Source organism: Salinarimonas sp. (assembly GCF_040111675.1).
Classification (GTDB): Bacteria; Pseudomonadota; Alphaproteobacteria; order Rhizobiales; family Beijerinckiaceae; genus Salinarimonas.
In genome coordinates, this window is sequence record NZ_CP157794.1 from 2462459 (window position 1) to 2474102 (window position 11644).

Annotated in this window: 9 protein-coding genes; 7 read left to right on the forward strand and 2 right to left on the reverse strand. The window is 70.7% G+C overall.

Annotated features, from left to right (window positions below):
* Positions 1–3: 3 nt before the first annotated feature.
* The gene (locus ABL310_RS11435; protein WP_349371800.1) at positions 4–1704 is read right to left on the reverse strand and encodes a methyltransferase domain-containing protein; all 1701 of its coding nucleotides are present in this window, start codon (positions 1702–1704) and stop codon (positions 4–6) included.
* Between the two features lie 738 nt (positions 1705–2442).
* Between ABL310_RS11435 and yajC the strand changes: the two genes are divergently transcribed.
* The 4 genes from yajC (at position 2443) to ABL310_RS11455 (ending at position 5869) form a co-directional block, all read left to right on the forward strand.
* Complete coding sequence (yajC, locus tag ABL310_RS11440; RefSeq protein ID WP_374730388.1) at positions 2443–2772, forward strand: preprotein translocase subunit YajC; 330 nt, start codon at positions 2443–2445, stop codon at positions 2770–2772.
* Positions 2773–2883: 111 nt separating this feature from the next.
* Positions 2884–4488: a protein translocase subunit SecD gene (secD, locus tag ABL310_RS11445; RefSeq protein ID WP_349371802.1), complete on the forward strand. Its 1605-nt coding sequence runs from the start codon at positions 2884–2886 to the stop codon at positions 4486–4488.
* Positions 4489–4503: 15 nt separating this feature from the next.
* Positions 4504–5460 carry a protein translocase subunit SecF gene (gene secF, locus ABL310_RS11450; RefSeq protein ID WP_349371803.1) on the forward strand — a complete coding sequence of 319 codons (957 nt, stop codon included), beginning with the start codon at positions 4504–4506 and terminating at the stop codon, positions 5458–5460.
* Between the two features lie 4 nt (positions 5461–5464).
* Positions 5465–5869, forward strand: a complete 405-nt coding sequence (locus ABL310_RS11455; RefSeq protein WP_349371804.1) for an MTH938/NDUFAF3 family protein — start codon at positions 5465–5467, stop codon at positions 5867–5869.
* Positions 5870–5891: 22 nt separating this feature from the next.
* Here ABL310_RS11455 and ABL310_RS11460 read toward each other — a convergent pair whose 3' ends face one another.
* Positions 5892–7070 carry an IS110 family transposase gene (locus ABL310_RS11460; RefSeq protein WP_349370684.1) on the reverse strand — a complete coding sequence of 393 codons (1179 nt, stop codon included), beginning with the start codon at positions 7068–7070 and terminating at the stop codon, positions 5892–5894.
* Between the two features lie 224 nt (positions 7071–7294).
* Between ABL310_RS11460 and ABL310_RS11465 the strand changes: the two genes are divergently transcribed.
* From ABL310_RS11465 to ABL310_RS11475, 3 genes are all read left to right on the forward strand, one after another.
* Complete coding sequence (locus tag ABL310_RS11465) at positions 7295–8200, forward strand: phytoene/squalene synthase family protein (protein WP_349371805.1); 906 nt, start codon at positions 7295–7297, stop codon at positions 8198–8200.
* A 633-nt stretch (positions 8201–8833) separates the two neighbouring features.
* A complete protein-coding gene (locus ABL310_RS11470) occupies positions 8834–9898 on the forward strand; it encodes an IS110 family transposase (RefSeq protein ID WP_349370788.1) in 1065 nt (354 codons plus the stop codon).
* Between the two features lie 604 nt (positions 9899–10502).
* A complete protein-coding gene (locus ABL310_RS11475; RefSeq protein WP_349370788.1) occupies positions 10503–11567 on the forward strand; it encodes an IS110 family transposase in 1065 nt (354 codons plus the stop codon).
* Positions 11568–11644: the final 77 nt, after the last annotated feature.

Genomic DNA, 11644 nt, shown 5'->3' on the forward strand with positions numbered 1-11644 from the left:
GCCTCACTTTTTGCGGAAGTGCAGCACCCCCCAGGCGAGCCAGCCGGAATCGGCCGCCTTCACCCAATTGTCGAGGCCCACCAGCATGCGGTCGACGAAGGCCGAGGAGGACACCTCCACGATCTCGTCGTAGCGCGACCGCAGCTCCTCGCCGACGCGGCTGTAATGCGTGCGCAGGTTGGAGGTGCGGTCCTCGAGCGACACCGTCTCGAAGCCGAGGCTCTCGGCCAGCTCCTTGTAGAAGCCGAAGGAGCCGAGCGAGCGCAGGTGGATGCGGTCGTAGACCGGCTGGAGCACGCCCGGCGGCACGTCGTCCGCCTGCATCGGATCGGTGAAGACGAACTCGCCGCCCGGGCGCAGCACGCGACGGACCTCCTCGAACACCTTCTCGCGGTCGCCCGAATGCAGGATCGCGTCCTGGGACCAGACGATGTCGCAGGAGGCGTCCGGGCGCGGGATGTCCTCGAAGGAGCCGTGCACGACGCTCACCAGCTTGGCGAGGCCCTGGCGGCGGTTGAGGAAGCGGTTCGTGTCGTTCTGCGCCTCGGAGATGTTGAGGCAGATCACGTCGCAGCCGCGCGTCTTGGCGAGGTAGCGCGCCGAGCCGCCGTAACCGGCGCCGATGTCGAGGATGCGCGAGCGGTCGCTGAGCGTCTCCAGCCGGTCCGCCATGGCCTCGACCGTGCGCCGGCTCGCCTCCTTGATGTCGGAGGTGTGCTCGTAGAGCCCGATATGGATGTCCTCGCCGCCCCAGATGTTGAAGTAGAAATTGTCCGCCTCGGGGCTGTCGTAATAATCCTCCGTCACGCGGCTGACCGACGGCTGGGTCGCGATCTGCGGCGTCGGCGGGGTCGTGCTCGCGCGCATGAAGGCCTTGTCGGCCACGTGGACGAGGAAGTCCGGCTCCGTGTCCTCGAAGGTCTCCTGGAAGTCGCCGTAGGTGCGGATGCGCTGGAAGCCCGCCTCCTCGAGCAGGCGGCGCATATAGGCCTTCCGGAGCGGGAACATGTTGAGCGTGTACTCGCTCTTGTCGGGGAAGGTGTACTTGAACCGGGCCAGGCCGTCGTCGACGTATTCCGGCTCGGCCGAGACTTGGTCGCCGCAATAGTAGAACTTGTGCTTCGTCGTGAAGCCCTGGTCCAGGATGGCGTCGTAGTTGCGCTGGTCGATGATCAGGATGCCGTCGTGCTTGAGCGCGGCGTAGAACTCGGCCAGCGCCCGGCGCCGGTCGGCCTCGTCGTGGATGTGCGTGAACGAGTTGCCCAGGCAGATGATGGCGTCGTACTTGCCCTGGATGTCCCGATTGAGCCAGCGCCAGTCGGCCTGGACCAGCTTCGGGATCAGGTTGCGGGCCTTGGCGTTCTCGAAGGCCTGGGCCAGCATGGCGGCGTTGCCGTCCACCGAGGTGACGTCGAACCCGGCCTGGGTCAGGCGCACCGAATGGAAGCCCGTGCCGCAGGCGACGTCGAGGATCTTGTGCTTGCCGCGCGAGCGCAGCACGTCGATGAAGAAGTCGCCCTCGCTCTCCGCGCGCGCGTCCCAGTCGATCAGCTCGTCCCACTTCTCGACGAAGGTCTTCACGTACTCGGCCTTGTAATGGCCGGTATCGCGCTTCGCCAGCGGATCCTCGCCGTAGAACTGCTCCTCATCCAGAAGCTCCGGGTTGCGGAGCAGCGCGGCGCTCGTCGATTTCGGCGCGGTCATGGCGTCATCCTCTTCGTCGTTCGTTCAAGGCGGCCGCCGGCGATCGCCCGCGCGAAACGCGCGCACGTCGGGACGGCCGGTCGCGGACGCGGCGGGCGCCGCGCATCGGCAGGGCGCGCGGGATCGAACGGACGAGGCGACGAAACCGCGGATGAGACGACCACGGAGCCGCAGGAAGGCCGCCCGGAACGGCCCCGCAGACGAGAGCGCTCGTACGGGGAGGCGCGACGCCGACGAGGCTGGTCGCGCCGGCGGCGTGATCCACGCGCTGGACGACGCGGATGATATCGGCAGATACTCGAATTCCTAGGCTTACATGTCAGATTTGTTTGTGCTATCACGGACGGCTAGAAGCGCGGCGGTGAGACGACGAACAGACGACGCCGCCTTGCCTCGTGCGGATGCTCGCACTCCCTGCGGCGGTTATCTGGCAAGCGTTTCACGAAATCTGTCGCCGTCATCGCGGATAGCCTCGCGCGGTTCTCGCTGCAGCGCGAAACCGCCGACTTGTCGGCGCAGGCGACACCCGATGCGCGACGCCGGAGGCGCCGGCCTCCCCCGGCGCTGCGGCGCGTGCGCGCAAGACGCCGCCTCTCCTGGAAAGGCGCAGCTCACGAATTGCTTTCGCGCGCCCCATCGCTATAGTCCGCGCCGCTTTCCGACCTTCGCGCGGATGCGAGCCTCTTCACCAGCGCCGCCGGCGCGGGCCGCGCCGCGGACATCGCAATGGAGCAGCGTGTGATCACTCCAGCTTACGCACAGGCCGCGGGAGCGGGCGGCGGGGACATCTTCCTCCAGCTCGTCCCCTTCATCCTGATCTTCGTCATCATGTGGTTCCTGATCATCCGCCCGCAGCAGAAGCGGGTGAAGGCGCATCAAGAGATGGTGAAGAGCCTGCGCCGGGGCGACAACGTGGTGACGTCGGGCGGTCTCGTCGGCAAGATCTCGAAGGTCGTCGACGACGGCGAGATCGAGGTGGAAATCGCCGACGGCGTGCGCGTTCGCGTCGTGCGCGCCATGGTCACCGAGGTCCGCTCGAAGAGCGAGCCCGTGAAGATCGACAAGTAAGGTCCGTCAGGCGTAAGGCGTTCGGGCCCCGGCGCGCCGCGCATGCGGCGCGCGCGAGACGGGGTCGCCGGCGCCGCGCGAGCGGCGCGCGCAAGGAAGGTTCGTTCGGGAATGTTGCGCTTCAAGACATCGACCACCATCGCCATTCTGGTGGCGGTCGCCTTCGGCATGCTGCTGGCGATGCCCAACCTGCTCAGCCAGGGGCAGCGCGACGCGCTGGCCGAGGCCACCCCCGGCTTCGTCCCCTCCTTCCTGGTGCCGACGCAGGGGGTCGTGCTCGGCCTCGACCTGCAGGGGGGCTCGCACGTCCTGCTCCAGGTCGACATCGCCGAATTGATGCGTCGCGAGGCCCAGAACCTGCGCGACCAGGTGCGTCAGGCCCTGCGCGAGACCCGCACGCCGCTCGAGGGCGGCATCCAGATGACGTCGCGGGGCGTGCAGCTGCGCGTGCCCGACGCCGCCGCCCGCGCGCAGCTGATGCCGCTCCTGAACGAGCTCGAGATCCCCGTCGAGAACGCGGTCCTGGGCCAGGCCGGCAACGCGGTCGAGGTGACGGAGGGGCCCGACGGGCTCATCACCGCTCTCTACACCGAGGCCGGCGTCACAGAGCGGGTGAACCGCGCGGTGGCCCAGACCATCGAGGTCCTGCGCCGGCGCGTCGACGCGCTCGGCACCACCGAGCCCAACATCCAGCGCCAGGGCGAGGACCGCGTCCTCGTCCAGGTGCCGGGCCTGCAGGATCCCGAGCGGCTCAAGGCGATTCTCGGCGAGACCGCCCAGCTCGAGTTCCGCTTCCTCGCCAATCCCGGCGACAGCGACGTCGAGATGCTGCCCTCGCAGGATCTCGGCGGCGAGCCCGTCTCGGTCGAGCGCCAGATCATCGTCGGCGGCGAGGACCTCACCGACGCCCAGCCCGCCTTCGACCCGCAGACCAACGAGCCCGTCGTCAACTTCCGCTTCAACGTGTCGGGCGCCCAGCGCTTCGGCGAGGCGACGACGCGCAATGTCGGCCGCCAGCTCGCAATCGTGCTCGACGACGAAGTGATCTCCGCCCCGCGCATCCAGTCGCCGATCACCGGCGGCTCGGGCCAGATCTCCGGTCGGTTCTCTGTCCAGGAGGCGAACGATCTCTCCGTGCTGCTGCGCGCCGGCGCGCTGCCCGCGCGGCTCACCATCGTCGAGGAGCGCACCGTCGGGCCCGGCCTCGGCGCCGATTCGATCCGCGCCGGCGTGACCGCCGCGATCGTGGGCGCCATCGCCGTCGTCGCCTTCATGATCGTGTCCTACGGCTTCTTCGGCCTGCTCGCGACGGTCTCGCTGACGGTCAACGTCATCCTGATCCTCGGCCTGCTCTCGGCGCTCGGCGCGACGCTGACGCTGCCGGGCATCGCCGGCATCGTGCTCACGATCGGCATGGCGGTCGATTCGAACGTCCTGATCTTCGAGCGCATCCGCGAGGAGGAGCGCGTCGGGCGATCGGCGGCCTCCGCCCTCGACACGGGCTTCTCGCGCGCGCTCGCCACCATCCTCGACGCCAACCTGACGACGCTGATCGCCGCCGCGGTGCTGTTCTTCCTCGGCACGGGGCCGGTGCGCGGCTTCGCCGTGACCCTGTCGCTGGGCATCATCACGACCGTCTTCACCGCCTACACCCTCACGCGCCTGATGGTCGCGACCTGGTTCCGGGTCAAGCGGCCGAAGAAGCTCGCGGTCTGAGGAGGAGCGAAACCCATGTGGCTCGTCCGCTACATCCCGACCGAGACCAAATACGAGTTCATGCAATGGCGCCGCTGGAGCTTCCCGCTCTCGGCGCTGCTCTCGGTCCTGTGCGTCCTCGCCTTCTTCGCGCTGGGCATGAATTTCGGCATCGACTTCCGCGGCGGCACGCTCGTCGAGCTGCAATCGCGCGAGGGGCCGGCGAATCTGTCGGCCATCCGCGAGGAGGCGAACACGCTCGGCTTCGGCCAGGTCGAGGTGCAGGAATTCGGCGCGCCGACCGACGTCTCGCTGCGCGTCCAGCTCCAGGAGGCGCGGGACGACCTCACCGAGGAGCAGGTCCAGCAGCAGGTCGTCGCCGACCTGCGCGCCGCCTTCGAGGACGCGTACGAGTTCCGCCGCGTCGAGGTGGTGGGCCCGCGCGTCTCCGGCGAGCTCGTCCAGTCCGGCACGCTCGGCGTCGTCTTCGCCATCTTCGGCGTGCTGGTCTATCTCTGGTTCCGCTTCGAGTGGCACTTCGCGGTGGGCGCCGTCATCGCCACCCTGCACGACCTCGTCCTGACGATCGGCTTCTTCGCCATCACCCAGATCGAGTTCAACATGACCTCGATCGCCGCGATCCTCACCATCCTCGGCTACTCGCTCAACGACACGGTCGTGGTCTACGACCGCATCCGCGAGACGCTGCGCAAGTACAAGAAGCTGACCATCCATCAGGTGCTCGACGCCGCGATCAACGCCACGCTCTCGCGCACGATCCTCACCGGCGTCACCACCTTCCTCGCGCTGATCGCGCTGGCGATTCTCGGCGGCGAGATCATCAAGGGCTTCGCCTACGCGATGATCTTCGGCCTCGTGGTGGGCACCTATTCCTCGGTGTTCATCGCCGCGCCGATCCTGATCTATCTCGGCGTGCGCCCGTCGAGCGAGATCGCCGATTCGGAGGCCGCCCAGGCCATGGCCGCGGAGTGAGCCCATGCCGGCGGACAAGCCCCACCGAGCGCCTCTGCACGACGGCTTCGTCCCCGGGCGTCACGCCATAGACGCCTATGGCGGCGGCGGCTTCCGCTTCGCGGACATGTCGCACGTGGGCTCGCTCCTGGCGCTGCCCTCCGGCGTCCACGCCTGGAAGGGCGTGACGACGCCGCGGGATTTGACGCTCGACGCCTTCGCCCCAGTTCTCGAGGAGGCGTCGGAAATCGAGCTCCTCCTCGTCGGCGTGGGCGCCGATCTCGTCCACCTCCAGGAGAGCGTGCTCTGGGGCCTGCGCGAGGCGGGGCTGCGCGTCGAGGTCATGCAGACCGGCGCCGCGGCGCGGACCTACACGATCCTGCTCGGCGAGAACCGGCGCGTCGCGGCCGCCCTCCTCGCGGTGGGCTAGAGGAGGCGGCGTAATGAGCAAGTCAAGCAGCTTTTCGATCGGGATCGAAGGCTTCGCGGCGCTGAAGCATGGTCCAGATCACGGTGACGCGGCGCCTTGCGAGTGCGATGAGGGCCTGGGTGTGGTGCTTTCCTTCGCGTCGCTTGCGGTCGTAGAAGGCCTTGGAGAGAGGGTCTTTGGTCGTGACGGCGCAGAAGGCGCTCTGGTAAAAGACGCGCTTGAGGGCCTTGTCGCCGCCGTAGGCGCGCCGCCAGCCTGCGCGCTTTCCGGACTGGCGCTGGACGGGCGCGAGACCGGCAGCGGAAGCCAGCGCGTCGGCCGACCCGAAGCGCCGGATGTCGCCGACGCAAGCGATGAACTCTGCCGCGAGGACCGCCCCCATCCCCGGCAGCGAACGGATGAGGGCGCCGTCAGGGTGGTCGGCGAGCAAGCCTTCGAGATCGCGCTCGATCCGGACGATCCTGGCGCGCGCCTCGAGTGCCTCGTTTGCAAGCTCGCGGATCAGTTCGGCCGTAGGCGCCTCGCCCGGCACGACGATCTTCTGCGCCCGGGCGGCCTCCAGCGCGCGATCGACGAGGGCGTCCGTCCCGTGCAGGTGCGGCGTCCTCTTCAGATGCGCGAGCAGGCGGGGTTTTCCGGCGCGTCGGATCTCGGACGGCGTGACGTAGCGCGTGAGCAGGGCCAGCGGCCCCTTGCAGGTGAGGTCCAGCGTCCGTTCGAGGCCGGGGTGGATGCCGCACAGAAGTCCACGCAGGCGGGAGATGCGCCGCGTCTGATCCTGGATCAGCTCGCGCCGGCGACCGACCTTCAGCCGGAGCGCGACGAGCGTGTCGTCGTCCGGCAGGATCGGGCGCAGATCGCGGGTGCGCACCAGGTCCGCGATGGTGCGCGCATCCCGCGGGTCGGACTTGCGTTCGCCCCCCGAGAAGCCCTGGCCGGCGCGGTTCACCGCGATGCCGGGCGTGTGCACGAGGGCAAAGCCCTCGGCCAGCAGGACCGCTTCGAGGAAGCGGGCGAAGGAGCCCACGACGTCGAGCCCGATCACCACCTCTCGCCCGAGCGCGCGAAGCTCCCCGACCAGCGCGTCGATCGCGTCCGGGTCGTTCTCGACCGCGCGGTCGAGAACGACCCGGCCCTCGCCGTCGACCGCCACCGCCCAATGCGTGCCCTTCGCGGCATCGATGCCGACGCATATCCTCATCGTTCACCCCCCCTTCCGACCCCGGAACGCAGGCCTCGTCTCGCCGGCATCGCCTTACAAAGCCATCGAGGGCATCGCGTAATCAGCGGTCGATCAGAGGCGGCGATGCGGGCGGCCAAGCCTCCCGAGCCATCGAGGACAGCCGGCATGACAGCCATACCCGCATCGCCTGCGCCACAGCAGCTTCTCACTACCGACAGCGCTAGGAAAAGGGGTAAGGCGGCGTGAGCGAGGCGGACACAGCGGACGAGGCCCCCCGTCCGGGCGCGAGCGCGCTCGGGGAGGACGCCGCGGCGCATGCCCGCGAATGCGAGCGAATCGTCTACACGGACGACCGGGACCGCTATCTCGCGACCCTCTTCGCCCCCGCCGACAAGCGCCCGGGCCTGTTCGCCCTCTACGCCTTCGCCGTCGAGGTCGCCCGCATTCCCGCGCGCGTCAGCGAGCCCCTGCCCGGCGAGATCCGCCTGCAATGGTGGCGCGACGCGCTGGAGGGCGCGCGCGTCGAGGAGGCCCGCGCCAACCCGGTCTTCGCCGCCCTCGACGAGACCATCGCGCGCTATTCCCTGCCGCGCGCGGCCCTCCTCGCGCTGGTCGAGGCCCGCATCCAAGACCTCTACGAGGACCCGCTCGCCACCGTGAACGATCTCGAGGGCTATGCCGGCGAGACCGCCTCCGTGCTGATGCGCCTCGCGAGCCTGATCCTGGCGGAGGGCGCCGATCCCGGCCACGTCGACGCCGCCGGCCACGGCGGGGTCGCCTACGCCGTCACGGGGCTGATGCGCGCCTTCCCCTGGCACGTCCGGCGCGGGCAGCTCTACGTTCCGCCCGTGGAGAGCCTCGCGCGCCACGGGCTGACGCGGGAGAAGGCGCTCGCGGGGGAGGGGGGGCTCGCGCTCGCCGCCGCGCTGCAGGACATGCGCGCGCTGGCCCGCCGGCATCTGGCGCAGGCCCGCGCCGACCTCGCCGGCGCGCCCGCCGCCATCAAGCCCGCCTTCCTGCCGCTCGCGCTGGTCGAGCCCGCGCTGAAGCGCATGGATCGGCCCGATTACGATCCCTACCGAAGCGTGATCGAGGTCCCCCAATGGCGCCGCCAGCTCGCTTTGTGGTGGGCCGCGCGGCGGATGTGACGATCTCCCGTCATCCCGGGCGCCGAAGGCGACCCGGGACCCATACGCGCCATCGCGTCCCGAGCGGCGCTCGCGCCGCGTCCCGCCGCCCTCGATGCCGCTTCGTTCGCACAGGGCGTGCGATGCGACCTGAAGGTCGCAAGACCGGCGTCGGCACGTATGGGTCCCGGATCCGCTTCGCGGTCCGGGATGACGGGGGAGGGCGTCATCCCGGGCGCCGAAGGCGACCCGGGACCCATAAGCGCCATCGTGTCCCGAGCGGCGCTCGCGCCGCGTCCCTCCGCCCTCGATGCAGCCTCGTTCGCCTGGGGCGTGCGATGCGACCTGAAGGTCGCAAGACCGGCGTCGGCGCGTATGGGTCCCGGGTCCGCTTCGCGGTCCGGGATGACGGGGGGAGGGTGTCATCCCGGGCGCCGAAGGCGACCCGGGACCCATACGCGCCATCGCGTCCCGAGCGGCGCTCGCGCCGCGTCCCGCCGCCCTCGATGCCGCTTCGGTCGCACAGGGCGTGCGACGCAGCCTGAAGGCTGCGACACCGACGCCGGAGAGAATGTTGGTGTGGACGGCCCCACCCGGCGGCATCTGTGTGCCAAGATGGAGTATCTGCAGCTCGATCTGAGGGAGGGACCGTCCATGAAGGAGTTTAGCGCGATCGGCATCGACACGTCCAAGGCTCATTTCGCGGTGTCCGGCGCGGACGCGTCGGGCCGGGAGGTCTGGCGCGAGAGCGGGACGCCGGCGCGGATGAAGAAGAAGCTTTCGGCGCTTGCGCCGACGCTGATCGGGATCGAGGCGTGCCGGGGCGCGCACCTTCTCGCGCGCGAGCTCGTCGCCATGGGCCACGACGCGCGCATCGTGCCGCCCCAGCTCGCCAAGCCCTTCGTCGGGCGCAACAAGAACGACGCCGCCGACGCCCGGGCGATCTGCCGGGCCGTGCGGGAGCCGGACACGACCTTCGTGCCGATCAAGAGCGAGGCGCAGCAGGCGGCCGCCATGCTCGTCGACCACCGGCGGGCGCTCCAGGCGCGCCGAACCGAGATCGGCAACCGCGTTCGCGGCTACGCCGCCGAGCTCGGGATCGTGGCTCCGCAGGGCGCCCGATACATCCCCACGATCCTCGGCGAGATCCTCGCCCGCACGGACCTGCCGACGCACGCGCGGCTCGTCTTCGAGGATCTCGCCGACGAATGGGAGCGCCTCGGCCCGCGGGTCGCGGCCGCGGAGGCCGCGCTCGTGAAGGCGGCGCGGGCGAGCGAGGCCTGCCGCCGGCTGATGGAGGTGCCCTGCGTCGGCCCGGTCGTGGCCTGGCGCACGATGGTGGCGGTGGGCGATCCGCGGCGCTTCCGCTCGGGACGCGCCTTCGCCGGCTGGCTCGGGCTCACTCCGCGCGACCACACCACCGCCAACAGGCAGCGCCTCGGCGCCATCACCCGCGCGGGCGACATGGCGCTCAGGGCCGATCTCGTCTGCGCGGCGACGGCGCTGCTCCAGCAGGTGAAGCGCCGCGGCGAGGAGGCCTGCGGCGGCGGGCGGCTCGTCGCCTGGGCGGCGCGGCTCCTGCCCAAGAAGAAGTTCAAGGAGGTCGCGGTCGCGCTGGCCAACCGGGTGGCGCGGATCCTGTGGAAGCTCCTCGCCTCCGGCGCGCGCTTCGACCGCGATCACGGCCCGGCCCTCGAGCCGCTGGAGGCCGCGGCGTGAGCGCCGCCGCACCCCGTTTCGCGCCGGCCGGCCGCACCTGCGGCCGCCCCGGCGCGCCCGAGACGCCCGCCGCCCGCCGTGCCCTCCGGGGCCGACAAGCGAGGGCGTGACCTGCAGGAACGAGAGGTGGACCATCGACACGTCGATGATCGGGCCAAGCCGCGGGACCCAATGGCGCGATGAAATCGCGGGTATGTTCGGCGCCCGATCAAGCGTAACCCATCTTGGCCAGCGGCCCTCGGGCCGCGCGAACAGGTCGGACATATGGGTGCAGGCGATCTCGATGAGCCGGCTCGACCCTCTTGCAGACCAGGGGCCGTCCACATATGGTCCCGGATCCGCTTCGCGGTCCGGGATGACGGGGGGAGGGCGTCATCCCGGGCGCTGAAGGCGACCCGGGACCCATACGCGCCATCGCGTCCCGAGCGGCGCTCGCGCCGCGTCCCGCCGCCCTCGATGCCGCTTCGTTCGCACAGGGCGTGCGATGCGACCTGAAGGTCGCAAGACCGGCGTCGGCGCGTATGTTGGTGTGGACGGCCCCACCCGGCGGCATCTGTGTGCCAAGATGGAGTATCTGCAGCTCGATCTGAGGGAGGGACCGTCCATGAAGGAGTTTAGCGCGATCGGCATCGACACGTCCAAGGCTCATTTCGCGGTGTCCGGCGCGGACGCGTCGGGCCGGGAGGTCTGGCGCGAGAGCGGGACGCCGGCGCGGATGAAGAAGAAGCTTTCGGCGCTTGCGCCGACGCTGATCGGGATCGAGGCGTGCCGGGGCGCGCACCTTCTCGCGCGCGAGCTCGTCGCCATGGGCCACGACGCGCGCATCGTGCCGCCCCAGCTCGCCAAGCCCTTCGTCGGGCGCAACAAGAACGACGCCGCCGACGCCCGGGCGATCTGCCGGGCCGTGCGGGAGCCGGACACGACCTTCGTGCCGATCAAGAGCGAGGCGCAGCAGGCGGCCGCCATGCTCGTCGACCACCGGCGGGCGCTCCAGGCGCGCCGAACCGAGATCGGCAACCGCGTTCGCGGCTACGCCGCCGAGCTCGGGATCGTGGCTCCGCAGGGCGCCCGATACATCCCCACGATCCTCGGCGAGATCCTCGCCCGCACGGACCTGCCGACGCACGCGCGGCTCGTCTTCGAGGATCTCGCCGACGAATGGGAGCGCCTCGGCCCGCGGGTCGCGGCCGCGGAGGCCGCGCTCGTGAAGGCGGCGCGGGCGAGCGAGGCCTGCCGCCGGCTGATGGAGGTGCCCTGCGTCGGCCCGGTCGTGGCCTGGCGCACGATGGTGGCGGTGGGCGATCCGCGGCGCTTCCGCTCGGGACGCGCCTTCGCCGGCTGGCTCGGGCTCACTCCGCGCGACCACACCACCGCCAACAGGCAGCGCCTCGGCGCCATCACCCGCGCGGGCGACATGGCGCTCAGGGCCGATCTCGTCTGCGCGGCGACGGCGCTGCTCCAGCAGGTGAAGCGCCGCGGCGAGGAGGCCTGCGGCGGCGGGCGGCTCGTCGCCTGGGCGGCGCGGCTCCTGCCCAAGAAGAAGTTCAAGGAGGTCGCGGTCGCGCTGGCCAACCGGGTGGCGCGGATCCTGTGGAAGCTCCTCGCCTCCGGCGCGCGCTTCGACCGCGATCACGGCCCGGCCCTCGAGCCGCTGGAGGCCGCGGCGTGAGCGCCGCCGCACCCCGTTTCGCGCCGGCCGGCCGCACCTGCGGCCGCCCCGGCGCGCCCGAGACGCCCGCCGCCCGC

Coding starts and splice junctions, on each gene's coding strand:
- secD (WP_349371802.1), top strand. CDS start 2,884: ATGTTGCGCTTCAAGACATCGACCACCATCGCCATTCTGGTGGCGGTC.
- ABL310_RS11470 (WP_349370788.1), top strand. CDS start 8,834: ATGAAGGAGTTTAGCGCGATCGGCATCGACACGTCCAAGGCTCATTTC.
- ABL310_RS11460 (WP_349370684.1), bottom strand. CDS start 7,070: ATGAGGATATGCGTCGGCATCGATGCCGCGAAGGGCACGCATTGGGCG.
- ABL310_RS11475 (WP_349370788.1), top strand. CDS start 10,503: ATGAAGGAGTTTAGCGCGATCGGCATCGACACGTCCAAGGCTCATTTC.
- ABL310_RS11435 (WP_349371800.1), bottom strand. CDS start 1,704: ATGACCGCGCCGAAATCGACGAGCGCCGCGCTGCTCCGCAACCCGGAG.
- secF (WP_349371803.1), top strand. CDS start 4,504: ATGTGGCTCGTCCGCTACATCCCGACCGAGACCAAATACGAGTTCATG.
- ABL310_RS11455 (WP_349371804.1), top strand. CDS start 5,465: ATGCCGGCGGACAAGCCCCACCGAGCGCCTCTGCACGACGGCTTCGTC.